Source organism: Nitrososphaerota archaeon, from assembly GCA_029785825.1.
Classification (GTDB): domain Archaea; phylum Thermoproteota; class Nitrososphaeria; order Nitrososphaerales; family Gagatemarchaeaceae; genus UBA183.
On record JAFLYY010000001.1, the window covers coordinates 24,788 to 43,118 of the forward strand.

The 18,331-nt window shown below is 60.9% G+C and carries 20 protein-coding genes; 9 read left to right on the forward strand and 11 right to left on the reverse strand.

The features are described from left to right. Positions 1 to 51: 51 nt before the first annotated feature. A complete protein-coding gene (locus JRN21_00125; GenBank protein MDG6987718.1) occupies positions 52 to 1,209 on the reverse strand; it encodes an AlkZ family DNA glycosylase in 1,158 nt (385 codons plus the stop codon). A gap of 65 nt (positions 1,210 to 1,274) precedes the next feature. Next, the gene (locus JRN21_00130; GenBank protein ID MDG6987719.1) at positions 1,275 to 1,967 is read right to left on the reverse strand and encodes a hypothetical protein; all 693 of its coding nucleotides are present in this window, start codon (positions 1,965 to 1,967) and stop codon (positions 1,275 to 1,277) included. 247 nt (positions 1,968 to 2,214) lie between these two features. On the opposite strand from JRN21_00130, the gene JRN21_00135 reads away from it, so the two are divergent. Next, positions 2,215 to 2,808 carry an NADP oxidoreductase gene (locus tag JRN21_00135; protein ID MDG6987720.1) on the forward strand — a complete coding sequence of 198 codons (594 nt, stop codon included), beginning with the start codon at positions 2,215 to 2,217 and terminating at the stop codon, positions 2,806 to 2,808. A gap of 278 nt (positions 2,809 to 3,086) precedes the next feature. Then, positions 3,087 to 3,275 carry a hypothetical protein gene (locus JRN21_00140; protein ID MDG6987721.1) on the forward strand — a complete coding sequence of 63 codons (189 nt, stop codon included), beginning with the start codon at positions 3,087 to 3,089 and terminating at the stop codon, positions 3,273 to 3,275. 264 nt (positions 3,276 to 3,539) lie between these two features. On the opposite strand, the gene JRN21_00145 is transcribed toward JRN21_00140, so the two are convergent. Continuing rightward, positions 3,540 to 5,084 (reverse strand): amidase, encoded by a 1,545-nt coding sequence (locus tag JRN21_00145; GenBank protein MDG6987722.1) that lies wholly within the window; start codon positions 5,082 to 5,084, stop codon positions 3,540 to 3,542. Positions 5,085 to 5,612: 528 nt separating this feature from the next. Between JRN21_00145 and JRN21_00150 the strand changes: the two genes are divergently transcribed. Next, positions 5,613 to 6,854, forward strand: coding sequence for a molybdopterin molybdotransferase MoeA (locus tag JRN21_00150; GenBank protein MDG6987723.1), 1,242 nt, complete (start codon positions 5,613 to 5,615; stop codon positions 6,852 to 6,854). Here JRN21_00150 and JRN21_00155 read toward each other — a convergent pair. From JRN21_00155 to moaA, 3 genes are read right to left on the reverse strand one after another with little or no spacing between them, the layout of a single operon-like run. Continuing rightward, positions 6,851 to 7,282 carry a molybdenum cofactor biosynthesis protein MoaE gene (locus JRN21_00155; protein ID MDG6987724.1) on the reverse strand — a complete coding sequence of 144 codons (432 nt, stop codon included), beginning with the start codon at positions 7,280 to 7,282 and terminating at the stop codon, positions 6,851 to 6,853. The two genes, JRN21_00150 and JRN21_00155, sit on opposite strands and share 4 nt — an antisense overlap. A gap of 1 nt (position 7,283) precedes the next feature. Next, the gene (locus tag JRN21_00160; GenBank protein MDG6987725.1) at positions 7,284 to 7,517 is read right to left on the reverse strand and encodes a MoaD/ThiS family protein; all 234 of its coding nucleotides are present in this window, start codon (positions 7,515 to 7,517) and stop codon (positions 7,284 to 7,286) included. 18 nt (positions 7,518 to 7,535) lie between these two features. Further along, complete coding sequence (gene moaA / locus JRN21_00165; GenBank protein MDG6987726.1) at positions 7,536 to 8,552, reverse strand: GTP 3',8-cyclase MoaA; 1,017 nt, start codon at positions 8,550 to 8,552, stop codon at positions 7,536 to 7,538. A gap of 81 nt (positions 8,553 to 8,633) precedes the next feature. Here moaA and moaC point away from each other — a divergent pair, with 81 nt between their 5' ends. Both moaC and JRN21_00175 read left to right on the forward strand, forming a co-directional pair. After that, positions 8,634 to 9,077, forward strand: coding sequence for a cyclic pyranopterin monophosphate synthase MoaC (gene moaC, locus JRN21_00170; GenBank protein ID MDG6987727.1), 444 nt, complete (start codon positions 8,634 to 8,636; stop codon positions 9,075 to 9,077). After that, entirely contained in the window at positions 8,975 to 9,595 is a 621-nt protein-coding gene (locus JRN21_00175) for a molybdenum cofactor biosynthesis protein MoaB (GenBank protein ID MDG6987728.1), read from the forward strand. Before moaC ends, JRN21_00175 begins: the two co-directional genes overlap by 103 nt. A 54-nt stretch (positions 9,596 to 9,649) precedes the next feature. On the opposite strand, the gene moeB is transcribed toward JRN21_00175, so the two are convergent. Further along, positions 9,650 to 10,795 (reverse strand): molybdopterin-synthase adenylyltransferase MoeB, encoded by a 1,146-nt coding sequence (gene moeB, locus JRN21_00180; GenBank protein ID MDG6987729.1) that lies wholly within the window; start codon positions 10,793 to 10,795, stop codon positions 9,650 to 9,652. A gap of 87 nt (positions 10,796 to 10,882) precedes the next feature. Here moeB and JRN21_00185 point away from each other — a divergent pair, with 87 nt between their 5' ends. Then, positions 10,883 to 11,158: a MoaD family protein gene (locus JRN21_00185; GenBank protein ID MDG6987730.1), complete on the forward strand. Its 276-nt coding sequence runs from the start codon at positions 10,883 to 10,885 to the stop codon at positions 11,156 to 11,158. A gap of 11 nt (positions 11,159 to 11,169) precedes the next feature. After that, positions 11,170 to 12,258, forward strand: a complete 1,089-nt coding sequence (locus JRN21_00190; GenBank protein ID MDG6987731.1) for an exo-alpha-sialidase — start codon at positions 11,170 to 11,172, stop codon at positions 12,256 to 12,258. Positions 12,259 to 12,551: 293 nt separating this feature from the next. Here the strand turns inward: JRN21_00190 and JRN21_00195 are convergent, their stop codons facing one another. Continuing rightward, entirely contained in the window at positions 12,552 to 13,364 is an 813-nt protein-coding gene (locus tag JRN21_00195) for an aldose 1-epimerase (protein MDG6987732.1), read from the reverse strand. Positions 13,365 to 13,469: 105 nt separating this feature from the next. Here JRN21_00195 and JRN21_00200 point away from each other — a divergent pair, with 105 nt between their 5' ends. Then, a complete protein-coding gene (locus tag JRN21_00200; protein ID MDG6987733.1) occupies positions 13,470 to 13,835 on the forward strand; it encodes an Hsp20/alpha crystallin family protein in 366 nt (121 codons plus the stop codon). 2 nt (positions 13,836 to 13,837) lie between these two features. On the opposite strand, the gene JRN21_00205 is transcribed toward JRN21_00200, so the two are convergent. From JRN21_00205 to JRN21_00215, 3 genes are all read right to left on the reverse strand, one after another. Next, positions 13,838 to 15,406, reverse strand: coding sequence for an AarF/ABC1/UbiB kinase family protein (locus JRN21_00205; GenBank protein ID MDG6987734.1), 1,569 nt, complete (start codon positions 15,404 to 15,406; stop codon positions 13,838 to 13,840). A 104-nt stretch (positions 15,407 to 15,510) separates the two neighbouring features. Beyond that, positions 15,511 to 15,687 (reverse strand): hypothetical protein, encoded by a 177-nt coding sequence (locus JRN21_00210; protein MDG6987735.1) that lies wholly within the window; start codon positions 15,685 to 15,687, stop codon positions 15,511 to 15,513. A 133-nt stretch (positions 15,688 to 15,820) separates the two neighbouring features. Then, on the reverse strand, positions 15,821 to 16,258 hold the full coding sequence (locus tag JRN21_00215) for a hypothetical protein (GenBank protein MDG6987736.1): 438 nt from the start codon (positions 16,256 to 16,258) through the stop codon (positions 15,821 to 15,823). Positions 16,259 to 16,364: 106 nt separating this feature from the next. Here JRN21_00215 and JRN21_00220 point away from each other — a divergent pair, with 106 nt between their 5' ends. Next, positions 16,365 to 18,323 (forward strand): M13 family metallopeptidase, encoded by a 1,959-nt coding sequence (locus JRN21_00220; GenBank protein ID MDG6987737.1) that lies wholly within the window; start codon positions 16,365 to 16,367, stop codon positions 18,321 to 18,323. The last annotated feature ends 8 nt before the right edge of the window (positions 18,324 to 18,331 follow it).

Here is an 18,331-nt window from a genome sequence, read left to right on the forward strand (position 1 = left end):
AAAGGACCGTTGTCGGTCCCCTAGTTTAGTCTTGGGCACCGGCCCATCCTTTCACGATGTCTTCACGTCTACCGCAGCGCAGCCGACGAACCGTCCAAGCTCTGCGGCTTCTTCGCGTACCAGTGACGAGACCTCCTCCGAAATGTCCGAGAACGACCTGACCTGGATTTGGAGGGTTCCGTTCTTCGTCGTGTAGGACCACACCCCAGCCGCCCTGCCGTCAACCAGAAGGACCGGAGAGACCCACCCTGCGGGCCTGTAGACGTGCCCGTGGTCCGTCGGGCTGACTATGTTGCGGTGGGACTTGTGCCCGAGGAGGAAGGAGTCGAAGAACGGGAGGAGGCGCACGTTGACCTCGTCTAGGTGCGCGCTTTGCAGTTCCTCTAGGTCGCCCGCGAGGACAGAACCGCTTGAGCCTTCCACGTCAACCTGGACCGTCTCCCCTTCTACGCGGGACCAGACATCCTTCGCATCATCGGCTGTCATCCCCGTCCAGGTGCCGAAGTCCGAGACCGTGGACGGTCCGAAAGACCTCAGATACCAGGTGACCAACTCCTTCTCAGCTTCGCGCCGGGGCACGTCTCTCCAGCTTGGTATCCACCTGTCGGCCCGCACGAAAGTGGTCTCGTTGCCGATGCTTGGTCCGGAGCAGTAGACTCCCCGAGCGCCAGCCAGGTGCAGGAGATAGTTCGCTGGGAGGGTAAGGCCTCCCACCTCGACGCAAGGGACCTTCCGCCTGCTCCCCCACCCCCCTCCGTGCGCGTACTTCACCTTCTGGTGAAGAGCCCTGCTTACCATTTCCGCTAGGACGGATTGGGTGACTGGTTCCTGCATCGCCAGAAGCACTTCTTCCACCACCGCGTCGAGCTTCCGTGCCGGTACTCCCTTCGACAGAACCCATCGAATCTCCCGCTCCGCGCGCAGCGCGCTCCCCCTAACGAAGGTGGCCAATTCGCCCGAGGGGACGAGGAACATCGTCCTCCGCATGCACCAGGCCTTCGCAAGTGTCCTTTCCTTCCAGAGGGCCGAGTCCAGCCGGGAGAGTTTCACGCCTTTGACTCTCGCCCAGATGGACATCTGTCCTGCCATGAGCAGTTGCGACTGGGCGCCTCCCATGTCTCTCAATACCGAAGCCAGAGCCGTTCCAGGCTTTCTCCTGACGAGGTTGTGCCTGGAGAGCCTGAAGGCGGCAACCTGCTTCCACGTCACTTTGACCGGACCCGGCGCCGGGGCGCTTCTACCGCGATAGAGGCCCAAACTGTCCTTCCCTCGCGTCACCTGAACGATATCTGGTACGCTTCCTGCCCGTGGTCGGGATACTCTTTCGTCTTGGCTACGGTCGCCTGGAGTTCTATGGATCTGCTCAATGACGGTTCGGCCTCGAGCAGATGACCCATCCTGATGTTGCAGAACGTCTGGCCTTTTACCGCCGCTTCTGCCATTCGTTTCGCTCCCACTACTGCGTGCCCGATTATCGTGAAGTCTCCGGCTATCTCCTCAAGAGCACAGCGCCCCGAGTCCACTCCCAGGGCGAGCCCTACATGGGCGGGCAGGTTCCTGGCGTTTTTCCTGTGTTCGGGGAATATCTCAATTTCGAAGGCTTCGTGCGCCTTCCTGCAGAAGAGCATAGCCTCCCTGAGGAACCTGGAGGGCTTCGTCCCATAGATCCAGTACACCACGAAGCCGTCGCCTGTGAACTTGTCGAACCAACCCATGTTCTCGCGGGCGACGCTTCTCATCTTTTCCGTGAACGCGGTGGTGATTGTCGCGTACTCTCTTGAGGATACTGCCTCCCTCATCAGGTGGGTCGACCCACGGATGTCTCCTATCACGACGTGGATGCCTGTCTGGTCCCCCGCGCCGAGAAGACGAGTGAGCTCTTCTTTGGAGATGGTCTTCTCCCAGTCCGGGGGTGCGTGCAGGTCGAGCTTCTGGAGCGCCTTTGCCCCCCTGGCGTCGGGCTTCACTTCGGGCACACCGGTTAATTTCTGGCCTTATAACTGGATTCGCACTCATCAGCCACCGGACCGCACCCAGGGCGTTCGGCGCGACGTCTCCTCACGAGGGCGGTCGGTCACAGCCGACGAAACTTCGGGCCAGGCCGCCCGGGGGCTGCCGCCGTTGTCAAAGGCTGCCCCTCTCGTTACCAACAACGACCGGTGGAATACCGTCCGACGAGAAAAGACTATAGCCAGACATACTGATCGACCCGATATGAAATCTAGGGTCGGGATCATCGGGAAAGGCAATGTAGGAAACATCCTGAAGGACGGCCTCGAAAGGGCGGGCTATCAGGTCAGGGCAGTTGGGAACGAACCAAGGGCCGTCGTCGAGACGGCGAAGTGGGCAGAGCTGATCATCCTCGCCGTGCCCTTCAAAGCCCTTGACGACGCGGTCAAGGAGATGGGAGACAGTGTCAACGGCAAACCTCTCGTCGATGTCACCAACCTCTACTCTCCGGAGATGCTGGCCGCCGTCGGATCTAAGAGCGGTGCCGAGGTACTCCAGGAAAAGGCGGGGAAGGCCAAGGTCGTGAAGGCGTTCAACACTCACTTCGCGAAGAACATGTCCCGGGGCCGCATCGGGGACGAGCAGCTTACCTTCTTCGTAGCAGGGGATGACAAGGACGCGAAGGCGAAAACATTGGAGCTGGGCAAGGATCTCGGCTTCGACCCTGTGGACGCGGGCCCCCTGTCCAATGCAAAGCTCCTCGAGTCCCTCGGGAACTTGAACATCCAGCTGGGTTACGCCCTTGGGCTGGGCGCCGACATCGGGTTCAAGTTGGTCAGGGCGCAGACGCCGCCCTAGCGCCCCTGGAAGCCTCGCCAGGGCCCTTCATCGCAGGGCGGAAGGAGACGTTGACTCATTTTGACTGCTCAGGAAACCGGTCTTGACCGAGCCAACTTATGCCGAGGGCCGCTTTCATCCCGTAGGGGGTTCTGACGGACTTTCAGCTAGCGAAGGCCAGGGGCGAGTCTCTGAAGAGGGTTTCAAACGACTGGGTTGGCGTCGCATCGTCCCTCGAATCTGAAGAGGCCGCTAGGCGCCTGGGGGACCTCAGCCATCCTCCAGACAGGAGGAAGGCAATGCGTAGTACCGGTCTGGCCCTGGCGGCAGCGCCGGAGCCTGTGACCACGGTCGCCGGCGTCGCTCTTCTCGTAGGCTCGTTGGCAATGAACGACGAGCCAGCCACTCTCGGCACCGTGAGCGACGCTCTCCACACGGATACGAAGGAACTCTCATCCATGCTGGATGGCCTCGATCTTTCGCTCTGAACCGTTCCGCCAACCCGTCGCAGCCCCTTCGTGGTGTCCCGCGGCAGGTCTGACTGACTAGAGGCCTCCCGGCTATGTCGATTCCAGGTCCTCGGATCTCCGCGGATTGGCGCAGTGGCTCTTGCATTTGGCATCCTGCGGCCCACATCTGGTTCAGCAGCTGGCCATGGACCGGCCCCACGACACAGGAGTCTGCTACATAACGGATGACGGCCGTCTGGCTGGTCCTCATGACGTCGAAGGCCTGGACGCGGTTGACCCTCGTCACGCAGTCGTAGATCTGTACTTCGGCGGGGCGCGGTGGCGGGTGGCCTGTTCGTAGGAGTACGCGAGCCTGACAAGTTTCGGTTCACTGTAGGCGCGCCCCATGAACGTGATCCCAACCGGGAGCCCGAACACGAACCCAGCGGGGACCGTGATGGCAGGATAGCCAGCGAGAGCCGTGGGCTGTGATGAGCCTCCCAATCCGTGGTCTCCGTTGACATGGTCGATTACCCACGCGGGAGATGTCGTGGGGGCCACCAAGGCGTCTAACTGGTGCTTCTCCATAACGTCGTCTATTCCCCTTTCCCTGGAGCGGCGGCGGTTCTTCTTCAGCGCCCGGAGGTATTTCCCGTCCTTCAGGCCCTTGGTCTCCTGCGCCTTCAAGAACAGGTCCTGGCCGAAGTACTTTAGCTCCTCCTCCCCGTGGTCTTTGTTGAACCCTATCACGTCATTCAGCGACCTGACCTTTGATTTCTCCAGCCCTGCGAGGTAGCCGTCTAGGTCCGTCTTGAACTCATAGAGGAGCACGGTCATCTCGTCCTCTGACGACGACATCTCTTTCGCAGTCGGGATGTCAGCAGGGTCGATTATCTTCGCTCCCAGCTTCCGCATCTGCCCTATTGCGGCTTCTACGATCTCATCAGTCCTCTCACTGTAGCCGTAGTACCCTTGGCGTGGCACTCCGATGCGGGCACCTCTGAGCCCATCGCGGTCGAGGAATTTCGTGTAGTCTCTGTGTAACCTGCCCGCACTCGTACGCGTCTCGGGGTCGTCTCTGTCGACGCCCGTCATGGCTCCGAGCATGGTCGCGGCGTCTGCCACCGTCCGCGCCATGGGGCCGACAGTGTCCTGGCTGTGGGCTATGGGGACCACTCCGGCTCTGGAGATGAGGCCCAGCGTAGGCTTGATACCGACTATCCCGTTGACGGAGGACGGGCACAATATCGAACCGTCGGTCTCGGTCCCGACGGCGCAGGCCGCGAGGTTCGCAGCCACGGCCACAGCCGAGCCGGAGCTAGAGCCACACGGGGACCTGTCGAGGGCGTAGGGGTTGAGCACCTGGCCTCCTCTCCCGCTCCAGCCGCTGGAGGAACCGCTCGACCTGAAGTTCGCCCATTCGCTCAGGTTGGACTTCGCGAGGATGACCGCCCCGGCCTTCCTCAGCCTCCGAGCTGCGAACGCCTCCTTCTTCGGGCGGGATCCCACCAGAGCCAGGGACCCGGCGGTCGTCTCCATCTTGTCAGCGGTCGTAATATTGTCCTTGAGCACTACGGGTATCCCATGCAGCACCCCGCGGGGGCCCTTCCTTTCCCTCTCGTCATCCAGGCTGCGGGCGATTTCCAATGCGTCGGGGTTCACCTGGATGATCGAGTGCAGGCCGGGGCCGTGCGCGTCCAACGCCTCTATCCGCCGAAGATACCAGCCGACGAGCTGTTCGGAGGTGATTCGACCGCGGTCCATGGCGGCCTGGAGCTCAGAGATTGTCGCCTCCTCAAAGGACTTCGGCAATTGCCCGTCGAAGCCGAACTGCATCTGTAAAACCATTTGGTATCCGGCCTGGTCCCACTTGGTCGGATTCCGGGCCTCTACGGGATGATGAGCGCGAAGTGGGTCAACAGGGTGTCTGTGACAAGTCCGGTGTACGAAGGCTACTGGCAGACCAGATGGTGGACAAACAGCGCGGCGATATACACCGAAGCTTTCGTCGTCCTTCCCTCGACCTCATCTGCAAGCATATCCCAGGCGGAGGTTCAACCATTGTCGCCGGGTACGCGTTCGCTGGTGACAGGGGGTATCCAAGGCGGAGGTCAACTTCGACAACTGAATGACATGGGAAGAGGCGGAGTTGAAACCTCACATCTCCGACCTGACTCGGGCCCTCTGGGCCTACGAGTGGACCCCCGCTGGTCTGGGCGAATACTAGGTAATCGCAAGGGCCGCGGACGGGACAGGGCAGGTCCAGACATCTCGGTCGAGGGGGACCTTCCCTAACGGGGCCACAGGGTACGTCCCGAGGACCCTCCAGGTCACCGACTAAAAGGCCAAAGCACGGCATCGGGTGGCGCCGAAGCGATGGCCTGGGAGAAGGAAGGGTACACGACGGTCGAAGATGCACTCCGCAAGGTGAAACGGTGTCTCCGGGCAGAGGTGAAGACAGAGACCGTCGCGACGAAAGAGTCGTTCGGCAGGATCGCAGCGCGCGATCTCTTCTCTCCCTCTGACATGCCGCCGTTCGACATCTCCCACATGGACGGCTTCGCCGTCATTGCCTCGGACCTGAAAACGGCGACGAAAACCAGGCCGACGGTCCTGAAGATGGCGGGAGAATCGAAGCTCGGAGCAAAACCGGGGCCGTCAGCAAGGCATCGGCAGGCCATCCACGTCTTCACCGGAAGTCCCGTTCCCCCAGGGGCTGATGCAGTGATACCTCTTGAGCGGGCGGAGGTGCGGGAGGGCGTGATTTCCGTGGCCTACCCCCCAGACCGCGGGAGCTTCGTTTATGCGAAAGGGAACGATCTTCGAAAGGGGGAGAGGGTGGTGAAAAAGGGGCAGACCATCAGGGCCCAGGACGTAGGCGCCCTCCTGAGTCTCGGTCTGAAGAAGGTGCGCGTGAGGCGGAGGCTCCTGGCTTCGGTGATAGCAACAGGAAGCGAGCTGACAGACGAAGTGGAGCCGGCACAGGAGAAGGTGGTTAACAGCCACGGCCCGTACTTCCTCTCGCTTTTGCATGCCTTGGGGTGCGTCCCGGTCGACATGGGGGTTGCGAAGGACGACCCGGCCGAGATACGGGGCGCACTACGGACGGCATTGGCGAGGTCGGACTTCGTCCTCACTCTGGGTGGAACTTCGGTTGGGCGGGCGGACCTGGTGGGGGAGGCTGTCAGGTCCCTGGGCCCGGCTGTCTTCGTCCAAGGGATCAAGATGGACAGGGGTAGGGTGGCGGGCATCGCAGTCATCGAGGGGAAGCCTGTCCTGATGATGCCGGGGCCGATACAGGGGGCAATGAATGCCTTCGTCCTCCTCGGCGCCAGGGTGATCGGTTGGTTGCAGGGGGGCGGAAAGATAGGGGTTGAAGTGAGCTGTCCTCTGGAAGGCCAATGGGAGGCCAGGAAGAGGTTCTCCCACTTCAGAAAGGTGCTCTACGTCAAGCTCGTCCCTGGGGACCGGACGTCCGCCCGGCCTCTAGCTGGAGACACCGAGTCAATCAAAGTCCTGTGCGAAGCGGATGGCTACGTGGTAGTGCCAGAGGAAGTCGCCCACCTCGCAGAAGGGAGCGTCGTCCGGGTCAACCTCTTTCCCGGGTTCTCCTTCTAGGCCTCGATGGGCTCTCCCTTCGTCCAAGCCTCTCCGCCGCCGGGGAGGCTCTCTCTCTTCCAGAGGGGAAGAGTCCGCTTTATGGTGTCTATGGCGTACCTGCACGCCTCGAACGCCTCGGCCCTGTGCTCCGAGGCTACAGCCACTGCCACGCTCACCTCCCCGATGCGGAGCCTGCCATACCTGTGGACCATCACCATCTTCCTGACGGGCCATTTCATCCTCACTTCAGCCTCAATGGCTGACATCTTCTTCTCAGCCATCCCCCTGTAAACTTGGTACTCCAGCCCTCTGACCGCCTTCCCTTCGTTCCTGTCCCTGACAGTCCCGAGGAAGAGCGCCGTCCCTCCGGCCGAGGGGTCCCGCACCGCCCGCAGGATCTTCGCGACGTCGATGGGGGCTCTGGTTATCCTGACGGTCGAGGCCAACCTATCCTCCCGCCACCGGAGGGAGCACTCCGACTTCGTCCCCTTCGTTGAGCGCAGTCCCGAGTTCAGCGACGTCGAAATTGACCGAGAACTTGAGCGACCCTCTCAGAGAGCTCAGGGCAGGGTGCGCCTCCTCCAGCATCCTGGCCAGGTCTCGCACTGACGACCCGACGGGGACGGTCACGGCCTCGGACTCGGCAGACGCAAGCTCCCTGGCCGAGGCGAAGTACCGCACTTTCAACCTCGTATGTCGTCACCCTCCAATGGCGTTCATGTTCCTGGGCTTGGCCCAGCCGTCGTTTATCCAGGGCATATATCCCACCCCATCCGGCTTCTTCCAGACCGCGGCCAGAATCTTCTTCGCCAGCTCCTCGTCGCTCGCGCCGTTCCTAACCGCGCCCCTGAGGTCGTGATATTCGGTGTCGAAGAGGCACGACAGCAGCTTCCCGTCAGCCGTGAGCCTGACCCTGTCGCAGTCGTCGCAGAACGGCTCGCTCATGGGCGTAATCAATCCGAGGCTCCCCTTCCCATCCTCGAACTCCCAGAGCGCAGAAGTTTCCGCAGACCCTCGCCCCCGGTGGACCATCGGATACTTGGCCGACACCCTGTCGACTATCTCCTTTCCGCTGACCACCCTGTCGTGGCTCCAGATGCCAAGCCCGTCGAGGGGCATGAACTCTATGAACCGTATCGCAATACGCCGCTCGCGGGCATATTCGACCAGCTCAAGCATTTCGTCGTCGTTGAAGCCACGTATGGCCACCGAATTGATTTTCACCGGGTTCAGCCCCTCGCCCACGGCCTTGTCGATGCCGCGGAGGACCCTCGGGAGGGCGTCGATGCCAGATATCTTGGCGAACCTGTCTGCCCTGAGGCTGTGGAGGCTTACTGTGACCCCTCTCAGCCCGGCATCCCGAAGCTGCTTCGCCTTCTGCTCCAGGTGCCATCCGTTGGTCGTCATGTCCACGCTCCGAATGCCCTGGACTTGCACAAGCGACTTCACCAGGCGCTCTAGGTCCCTTCGAAGGAGAGGTTCCCCACCGGTGACTCGAATCTTCTCTATCCCGAGCGAGGCCAGTACCCTCGCTATCCTCTCGACCTCCTCGAAGCTCAATATCTCTTCCTGTGGGATCCATGACACCTTGTCCTTATCGGGCATGCAGAACAGGCAGGCGAAGTTGCACCGGTCCGTGACTGAAATCCTCAGTTTCTTGGCGACTCTCCCCTTCCTATCCAGCAGCTTCCTTCCACCGACTGCGGCCCCTTCCATCTGAGGCCGAACCACACCGTCTCCGTAAAAACGTTCCCGGCGAGGGAACGGCTATAACGGGCGGAGTGGAACTGACGGGACGTGCCATACCGTCAGGCCGACGTCTCGGAGAAGCCGGTGATCTACCGGGAGGCTACCGCGACCGGGAGGATTCGGCTGAAGAAAAGGACCATCAGTCTCATCAGGAAGGGAGAATTGGCGAAGGGGGACCCTGTCTCCCTTGCGGCGATGACCGCCATAACCGCGGCCAAAAAGACACCCGAAATCGTCGCCCTCTGTCACCCCCTCAGAATCGAAATGATCGAGCCGAAGGTGAAGGTCGGGGACGGGTGGGTAGAAGTGACCGTCAGGGTCGCAGCCCACGAGAAGACCGGAGTCGAAATGGAGGCGCTGACCGCGGTCTCAGTCGCGCTGCTCAACATATGGGATGTGACCAAGGCTTACGAGAAGGACTCCAGCGGCCAGTACCCAAGTACGCTCATCGAGTCCATCAAGGTCATCAGCAAAGTGAAGGGCGGAAAGTGAACCCCCCCGAGGAGCATAGGAAGGCCGGGGCGAGGAGGCTGAGGGCGAGGGTGTTCACGGTGAGCACGAGCAGGTACACGGCGATGAAGGAAGGGGGGAAGTTCACCGACGAATCGGGAGACGTCGCCGAGGAAGAACTGAAGGAAGCCGGACACGACATCGCATCACGCAGACTCATCTCTGACGACGCCAAGATGCTCCGGGGGGCGGTGAGTGAGTTCCTTTCTAGCAAAGACGACGTGCTCCTGTTCACCGGTGGGACCGGCGTTTCGAGCCGCGACATAACGATAGAGACGGTAAGGCCATTCTTCGAGAAGGAGCTTGATGGCTTCGGAGAGCAGTTCAGACGGGTCAGCTTCGACGAGGTGGGAGCCGCGGCTATGATGACCAGAGCTACCCTGGGGGTGGCGAAGGGGAAGCTCATCCTCTGCCTGCCAGGGTCGCCCAGCGCAGTAAGGACAGCTCTGAGGGAGGTCGCAGGGGAGCTGCCCCACGCCGTGCACATAGCCCGCAGTTAGTGTCCGGCGGTACTCGGGCACGGCAGAAGAGCGTCCGGACCCGTAAATCCGTCCCTAGAAGACGGGGAAGTCAGGGTCCACGGTGTCTGCCCAGGCCCGGACCCCTCCACGAAGGTTCCTGGCCGTGTACCCCTTCGACGCGAGGAAGTCGACGGCGACGGCGCTCCGGGTCCCCACCAGACAGTATGCTATGATGGGGTCGTTGACATTCAGCTCTCCGAGCCTCTTCTCGAGCTCTCCTAGAGGGATGTGCTTCGACCCCTCGAGCTCACCGAAGCTGTTTTCGAACGGCTCCCTGACGTCGAGGAGCTGGATCTTCTTTCCTTCATCCAGCATGCGCTTGAGCTCCACGGGCGTGATCTCGCTGGGCGATGGCTCCCTCCTGAGGCCGCAGAACGCATCATAGTCGACCAGGGCTCTTATCGAAGGCTCTGGCCCGCACACAGGACACGCTTTGTTCTTCTTGAAGCGAAGCTCGTTGAATGTCATCCCTGCGGCGTCGAAGAGGACAAGCCTCCCCACCAGAGGATTGCCCCTCCCCAGCAGGAGGTTGGTCGCCTGCGCCGCCTGGATGCTCCCCATTATTCCGGGGAGGACCCCGAGTACCCCTGCCACCGAGCAGTCCTGGACCGTCTCGGGAGGAGGGGGTTCTGGGAACAGGCACCTGTAGCATGGGCCCTTCGACGCGTAGAACACCGAGGCTTGACCGTCGAACCTGAACACACTGGCATAGACGTCCGGCTTGCCTGACAGGACGCACGCGTCATTGATCAGGTAGCGGGCCGGGAAGTTATCGGTGCAGTCCAAGATGACGTCGTAGGCCGAGACCATCTCGAGGGCGTTCCCCGAGTCGAGCCTCACCCTGTGCGGCACAGGGTTCACATGCGGGTTGACTTCACGGAGCCTCTGGGCCGCGACGTCGGCCTTGCTTCGTCCGACGTCTGCTTCTGTGTAGATGACCTGTCTATGGAGGTTGCTCTTGGCTATGATGTCGTCGTCGACGATTCCCACCTTCCCTACGCCAGCTGCCGCGAGATAGACTGACGCCGGGACCCCCAGGCCTCCAGCTCCGACCACCAGGACGCTGGATCTTTTGAGCTTCCTCTGCCCCTCAGGGCCTATCTCAGGCATGGCCAGTTGCCTGCTGTATCTCTCTATCTCGTCTCTGGAAAGTTCGGCCGCGTCGGCCTGTCCGGGCATGGTCGTGGAAGGAACGCCCTCGGCGCGTTAAAAGATTTGGAGCGCTTCACGCTCCCCATAAATAGCCAGGGGTGCTCCTGACCTCGCTTGATCCACGTCAAGCTGACGGCACAGTTGAGGGACTGGACCAACGGAGTCTCCAGCCTGGAGATGGACAAGGTCCCGGACCTCCAGTCGATGGTGAGGAGCCTGGACGCCAGATTTCCGGGCCTCGGGCAGAGAATCGTCGACGATCAGGAGAAAATCAGGATCCACGTGAACATATTCGTGAACTCAGAAAACTCGAAGGACCTGCAGAGGGAGAAGACGAAACTTCGCGACGGGGACACGGTGCATATTTTACCATCTGTAGCGGGAGGATAGGGGGGAGATAGATGGCAAAGGACGACGGAAAACAGATCTTGATGGTAGGGACCCGCAAGGGCGCATTCGTCTTCACATCTGATGGCGGGCGGAGAAGCTGGAAGTTGTCAGGCCCCGAACTGAAGGGGAACGAGACCTACCACATGGCCTACGACAGGCGCAGTAAGACCATGCTTGCGTCCGTCAGCAGCAGCCACTGGGGTCCCACCGTCGCAAAGAGCAAAGACCTGGGCAAGTCCTGGAAGGTCTCCAGGACGCCGCCGAAGTTTCCGAAGGGCTCGGGCCTGTCCGTCGCGAGGATCTGGCAGATCAAGCCAGGGATAGATGACGACGAAGGAGTGGTCTACGCAGGGGTGGAGCCTGCATGCCTTTTCAGGTCGGACGACGGCGGGGAGAAGTGGACGGTCAACGAAGCCATGCTGAACCACAAGACCAGGAAGAAGTGGGAGCCAGGAGGGGGAGGGCTCTGCCTCCACACCGTGGTCCTGAGCGAGCGGCGCCCGAAGAGAATCCTGACCGCGATTTCCGCCGTAGGCGTCATGCGGTCGGACGACAGTGGAGAGACGTGGAGTTTCAAAAACAAGCACCTGCTGGCAGACTTTCAGCCGGAGAAGTACCCCGAGTTCGGCACGTGCGTACACAAGCTGGCCATCAACCAGTCCAAGCCTGACACGATTTTCCAGCAGAATCACACCGGGGTCTACAGGAGCGACGACGCAGGAGATGATTGGAAAGACGTCAGGAGCAACCTTCCGTCCCGCTTCGGGTTTCCTGCCGCCGTGGATGCGAACGAGCCGGAACGGTTCTACCTCGCGCCGCTCGAAGGCGATTTCTCCAGGATACCTCTGGGGGGCCACTTCGCGGTGTGGGCGACGGACAACGGAGGGAAGGAGTGGAGCAAGCTGGACTCGGGCATCCCCAAAATGTCATACTTCACCGTGCTGAGGGACGCGATGGTGACAGACCAGGGAGAACCCTGCGGCCTCTATTTCGGCTCCACGACGGGCCAGCTGTTCGCCAGCAGGGACCAGGGTAACAAGTGGGAGAGGATTGCGGACGGTCTCCCCCCAATACTGTCGGTTTCAATATCTCCCACATGATGTTTCTGGAGACACCAGAGGAAGACGCAAGATGAACGGGCGCAAGGTCTGCCTTTCGATGTTAGGGATAATGGCCCTGCTCGTGGGGGCAGTCTTCTCCCTACAGGGAGCGGGTACATCCCAGGGAGCTACACGTCCGGAGACCCTACTTACATCTATGTGGGATGCGGTAATCGCGGCGATAGGATTGCTGATCATCCTCGGCGGCAACTGGCCCAAGGCAGGACGACAAGTTTCCGCACCAGCGCCGCCTCGATAGGCGTCCGTCGTGGGTTGGCCCCTCCCTAAGACGGTCACCTTGCCAGGATGTCGTACCCGCACTGCAGAGACTGCCCGGGGGCAAGCACCGTCAACCCTATGCCGTTGTTGTAAGCGTCCGGGAGCCCGGTGTATGGCTCGATGGCTACCGACTCTCCCTCGGCATATTTTCCGTCGTACACGACGAAGTAGGGCATCCCTCTCCGGACGAGCGTCAGTTCTCCTCCTTCCCTCTCGAGCCTGATCTCCCCGTCAGTCCTGAAGCAGTCGTCAAGGGCCGTTTCCCGACATACTCCTTCGAACGAGAACCTGTCCGTCCTCCCTGTGGGGAAGAAGCCATCATTCAGCTCATACTTCACCACATCAGACCCCGGCTTGATTTTCCAGTCCCTGGCCCTGAAGTACGGATGGAATCCAACTGTCACAGGGGCGTCGCCTCTCCCCGAATTCTCAAACACGCAGTCTGTCGAGAAACTTCTCTCGCCCATGGCGTAGGTTATTGTCGCTTCGAGCTTCCCCGGATACCCCTCCCCCTCTAAGGCCGCCTTCAGCACCACCGAGCTCCTTCTCGCTTCGACGGCGTCCCAGAGGACGTCCTTGGCGAACCCATGTATCGCGTTGCCATCCTTTCCGGTGGGGAGCTGGAAATCCTCCCCTTCAAAGCCGAAACGCCCCCCCTTGACCCTGCCGGCAAAGGGAGCCAGCACGGCAATCCCGCCATGCGTCTGGGACCCGTCCCTGTTTGGCTTGACCACTTCGCTGCCTCCCAGAAACATGGCGGCGACATAGGCGCCGAACGTGTCGATGTAGGCCCTCGATGTCCCGACCTCCATGACAAGCCTGCCCATAGTAGCTTCCTGGATCCCGAGGTTTATGCGTCTTTCAGGGCCTTTTCCTGACCTCGACATCTTTTTATCCCAAAGGAGGTCCGAACCTCACGCTTGCTCAGGCATATGTCCCACGAGTTAGGGCGTGACCTTAGCGCGAAGTCAAGACAGTTCTTCGAGCTGGTCCTCCCGCCCGCCGACGTGTACGAGGACGGGTCAGACCTAGTCATAGTCGTCGACATGCCAGGTTTCCAGAAGGACGACATCAAGACGAGGCTCAACGAGTCCGCTTTCACTGTAACAGCAAAGAGGGTGACAGTGGAAAGAGACGGTGTCTCCTACATGGAACAGAGGCCCCTCAAGCTCAGCAAGAGGATTCCTCTCCCAGTCAAGGTGGAGTTGGGGGACGACGAAGTGAAGGGGAAGTACGAAGAAGGGGTCCTGACCGTCCGACTCCCCGTGAAGGGGGTCGGCAGGGTCGTAATCGAATAGCGCTATCCTCGCGCGGTCAGCGCTGCTACACCAAGCAGCACGAGAGACGCCACGAACCCCTCCTTCCCGAGCGCCCTCTGAAAGAAGAACGCCGACGCTACCAGTCCGCTCACCCCGAACCCTGCTAGAGCGCCAGAAGCGAACGGCCTTCCACCTCCCCGGGCGGGGGCCTCTGCCTTCGACCTGTACTCCTCAAGCACTCCTTTGAGGAGAGGAGCTACTTCTATGGTCGCCTCGAGCCCTGACCTGATCTTCTTGAGCTCGTCCGAAAGGTCCCGCTTGTACGCTTCATTCACCAGCCCCTCGTCCTCGAGGAGCCCCCCAAGCATGCGGACGAACCCGAAGTCTGGGTCCAGAGCCGTGCAAACTCCTTCCAGGATCGACGACATGCGCATATAGAGGACCAGGTTCCTCGGAAGCCTGAAGGGGAACTGGTAGATCGTCCTGTTGGCTATCTCCATCAGGGCCCTCACCTCGGTCTCCTCAACCCTCTTTCCGTGCATGTCAGCGATCGCCAGCTCGATGCCACGCCTCACTACCGTCCTGTTGGCGGCAGGGTCGAGGATCCCAAGCTGCAGCATCATGTCCACGACCTTGTCTGGATCCCCAGTGACCAGGGCGAGGTAGAACCTGATCAGGTTGGTTCGCGTGTCTTCGTCCAGAGTCCCCGCCATGCCATAGTCGTAGAGCACCAGCTTCCCCTCTCCCGTCACCGATATGTTCCCTGGATGTGGGTCGGCGTGGAATATCTCGTCGGTTAGCAGCATCGACAGGAACACCTGGGCCACTTTCCTCGCGAGCCTCTTCCTGTCGAGCCCCGCCGCGTCTAGGGCTTTCAGGTCCCCGATCTGGATCCCGCCGACCCTCTCCATCACCAATGCCTTCTCAGACGACGCATCTCTGTACACGTCCGGGACGATCACGCCTTTGTCCTCGCGAAGGTTCCTCTTTATCGCAAGGAGGTGTTCAGCTTCTTTCCTGTAGTTCATCTCCTCGACCACGGTCAGGGAGAACTGATCGACAATCGACTCGGCACTAACCCTCAGCCCCTTGTCGACGAGCCTCGCCACAAGGGGGACAAGCTTCTTGAGGACCTTGACGTCGACAGACACCACTTCTCGGATCCCCGGCCTGTTGACTTTGACCACCACGTCCTTCCCCTTGTAGCGTGCCCCGTATACCTGTCCGAGGCTTGCCCCCGAGATGGCTAACTCGTCGAAGGAGTCGAAGACGCTGTCTATGGGCCCCAGATCCGCCTCGATGATCGGCCTGACCTCCTCGAAGGGGGCCGGGGGAACCTCGTCCTGAAGCCTGGCGAACTCCTCCACGTAAGGCTCCGGAAGCACGTCGGGCCTGACGGAAAGGAGCTGTCCGAGCTTGACGAAAGCGGGCCCGAGCTCTATGAACGTCTCCACAGCCTTCCGTCCATGGGCCCTGTACTTCTCAGGGTGCAAGATCTTCCCTTCCGCCCTGAGTATCTCTTTCCTGTCGCTCCGGTATCTGAGCCCGACGAGGAAGAGCTTGGAGACGACCCCTATGAACCGCCGGTCTTCCTTCCCCAGGAGAGCCAATCTCTGCCGCCTCTGTGTCAGTCCGGGGCGGGCCTATTGAATGATGCGCGGTCCGGTCTCAGAGCCGAGTCCGCCCGGTTTCACAGCCGGGAGAGACACTTCGCTTACGCCTTGTTCTTGGATCCCACTTCAACGAGTTGGAACTGAGCCTGGTACCGCTTCCCGTTTATCTCAACCTTCTGGGTAGCCCAGTATCCCACGGATCCGGTCGAGAATTTCTTTTCAGGGAGGCCGATGTCGGCAACCTTCTGCGACCCTTCGTACAGCTCGATTCGAGGCATGCCTCGGGCGAGAGGCCGACCTTAGTTAAAGTCTGTCCACGACCTGATGGAACAGCCTTCCACATACGAAGTCGAGGTCTTCCTGCGGCAGCCTGCCACCGTCTGACTGTGGGAGGCAGGACGATCAGACCCCTCAGGGCTTGAACCCCGAGCCGCCTTTGAGGGTGGTCGTGTCATCGAGCCTTTCGACCCAAGCCACCAGGCCCTCGACCCGGATTACCCTGACCTTGGTTCCAGGCATCAATCTGTCTTCGCTCATGCATGTCCACTGCTCTGACCGCACCCGTGCTACGCCCCTCCTCCCCTCGCCGACCTCTCTGACGACCTCCCCCACCTCACCCACGATGTCCCACTTGGCCGTCGCTGGATGTATCTCTTCGCCTAGTTTAACGGCGAACACGGCCACCCCACCCACTAGGCACACCGACCCAAGCACTTGGAGCCCCGTCGACCTGACGTCCAATCCATAAACGAACAGCGACGCGCCCAGCACAAGGAGCACCACCACAGAGGCGATGCCGCCTATCCCCCATCTCCTGGAGTCGAACGCCGTGACAGGCCTCTCGCTCAATGGCTCTCCACGCGCCTCCCACCTGATATGAGCTCTCCGGTGCGGGACTCCGTTTGCGCGGGAGCCAACGGTTTAACATCCCCTCTGCACCCCCCGAGGATTCGCTTTGGCTTCATCCAGAGACCCGAAATTCTCCGTCAGCTACATGGACCGAAAGGCAGACCCGCGAAAGGACTTCTACCGATATGCAGCCGGACGGTGGATCAAGACTCACCCGCTCCCCCCGGACAAGTCTAGGTACGGGACCTTCAACGAGGTGGACGAGACGAACCTCCTCCGATTGAAGAGGATAGCGAAGAGGTGCTCCCAGCTCAGCAGGACGAGCCGAGCAGATTCGGTCTCAGCCCTGGTCGGAGACTTCTACAGGTCGGCCATGGACACCAGGAGAATCGAGGCCCTCAAGTTCCGCCCCATTGAAAAGATGTGGGAGCTCGCAGAAGGGATAGGGTCGGCCCACGACGCCGTCAGGGTTGTGTCCCAGCTTCACCGGATGTTCATCGAGCCCTTATTCGGAACCTATTCGGGGCCCGACGAGAAGGACAGTGGGGTCTATGCCTTCTATCTGCAGCAAGGGGGACTCTCCCTACCCGACAGGGACTACTACCTGTCTGGGACGTTCGGGAAACTCCGCCGTCAGTACCTGGAGCACATCGCCCGGATGTTCGTCCTGAAGGGGCTTACCCGGAGCCGAGCCAAAGACTGGGCCAAGAGGGTACTGCGTGTCGAGACCGCTCTGGCCAAGGCCAGCAGGACGAGGACGGAACTGAGGGACAGCGAGAAGAACTACAACCGGGAGGATATCGCCAGCCTCGGGTCAGACTATCCGAACCTCTCCATCAGGAAGTTCCTCGACGCTGCAGGGGTACCTGCGGTGCCGTACATAGTGGTCCGTCAGCCTGAGTTCCTCAAGGCAGTCGACGGCCTCGTCAGGGGCTCCGACCTGGAGGACCTGAAGGCCTATCTGTGTTGGTGTGTCCTTCACTCGTCCGCTCCTTACCTGCACGCCGCCGTGGAGAGGGAGAACTTCGACTTCTTCAACAGGAAGGTCACGGGACAGAAGAAACCAGAGCCGAGGTGGAAGCGTTCCGTCAGGTTAGTTGACGGACTCCTGGGGGAGGCCCTTGGGAAGCTCTTCGTCGACGAGCACTTCCCCGAGGAAGCAAGACAGAGGGCCGTCATACTGGTCGACGACCTGAGGAGCGTGTTCACAAAGAGGTTGGAGGGGCTACCATGGATGTCCGAGCAGACCCGCCAGCTCGCCCTCGAGAAGTTCCAGACCTTCAGAGTGAAGATAGGGCACCCTCCGAAGTTCCGTGACTACTCGTCTGTAAGGGTCGACCCGGCTGACCTACTGGGGAACGTCCTCAGGGCTTCGGAGTTCGAGTTCGACAGGCAGGCAGGGAGGGTCGGGGGGCCTGTCGACAGGGATGAGTGGCAGATGAGCCCCCCAACTGTGAACGCCTACTTCGAGCCGACCATGAACGAGATAGTGTTCCCGGCCGGGATACTCCAGCCTCCGTTCTTCGACCAAAGGGCCGAAGACGCTGTGAACTACGGGGCCATCGGCGTGGTCATCGGCCACGAAATCACCCATGGCTATGACGACCAGGGGAGGAGGTACGATGCGAAGGGGAACCTCAGGGACTGGTGGACACCCACAGACAAGAAGGAGTTCGATAGGAGGGCGCAGGGGGTGGTAAAGACCTACAGCTCTGTCCAGGTCCTCCCCGGACTGCATGGGAACGGAGAACTCACCCTCGGAGAGAACATCGCTGACCTCGGAGGGGTGAGCTTGGCATACGAGGCCCTCCAGAGGAGGCTGGCTAGATCGAAGCGCCCCGGAGAGAAGGACGGCATGACCCCCGAGCAGCGCTTCTTCATCTCCTACGCCCAGATCTGGAAACAGGTCATGACCGTGGAGGAGGTCAGAAGGAGGACCACCATCGACCCCCACTCCCTTGGAAAGCAGAGGGCGGAGATACCAGCCATGAACCATCCGGCGTTCGACGGCGCCTTCCCACCTAAGCGCGACGAAAAACCTGCGGCGAAAGTCGGCGTATGGTAATCCGTAGG

What these genes read in the sequence shown, in the direction of transcription:
- JRN21_00210 (MDG6987735.1), bottom strand. Translation starts at nt 15,687, where the DNA reads ATGCCTCGAATCGAGCTGTACGAAGGGTCGCAGAAGGTTGCCGACATC.
- JRN21_00195 (MDG6987732.1), bottom strand. Translation starts at nt 13,364, where the DNA reads ATGGGCAGGCTTGTCATGGAGGTCGGGACATCGAGGGCCTACATCGAC.
- JRN21_00175 (MDG6987728.1), top strand. Translation starts at nt 8,975, where the DNA reads ATGGGATGTGACCAAGGCTTACGAGAAGGACTCCAGCGGCCAGTACCC.
- moeB (MDG6987729.1), bottom strand. Translation starts at nt 10,795, where the DNA reads ATGCCCGGACAGGCCGACGCGGCCGAACTTTCCAGAGACGAGATAGAG.
- JRN21_00150 (MDG6987723.1), top strand. Translation starts at nt 5,613, where the DNA reads ATGGCCTGGGAGAAGGAAGGGTACACGACGGTCGAAGATGCACTCCGC.
- moaA (MDG6987726.1), bottom strand. Translation starts at nt 8,552, where the DNA reads ATGGAAGGGGCCGCAGTCGGTGGAAGGAAGCTGCTGGATAGGAAGGGG.
- JRN21_00140 (MDG6987721.1), top strand. Translation starts at nt 3,087, where the DNA reads ATGCGTAGTACCGGTCTGGCCCTGGCGGCAGCGCCGGAGCCTGTGACC.
- JRN21_00200 (MDG6987733.1), top strand. Translation starts at nt 13,470, where the DNA reads ATGTCCCACGAGTTAGGGCGTGACCTTAGCGCGAAGTCAAGACAGTTC.
- JRN21_00190 (MDG6987731.1), top strand. Translation starts at nt 11,170, where the DNA reads ATGGCAAAGGACGACGGAAAACAGATCTTGATGGTAGGGACCCGCAAG.
- JRN21_00145 (MDG6987722.1), bottom strand. Translation starts at nt 5,084, where the DNA reads ATGGTTTTACAGATGCAGTTCGGCTTCGACGGGCAATTGCCGAAGTCC.
- JRN21_00135 (MDG6987720.1), top strand. Translation starts at nt 2,215, where the DNA reads ATGAAATCTAGGGTCGGGATCATCGGGAAAGGCAATGTAGGAAACATC.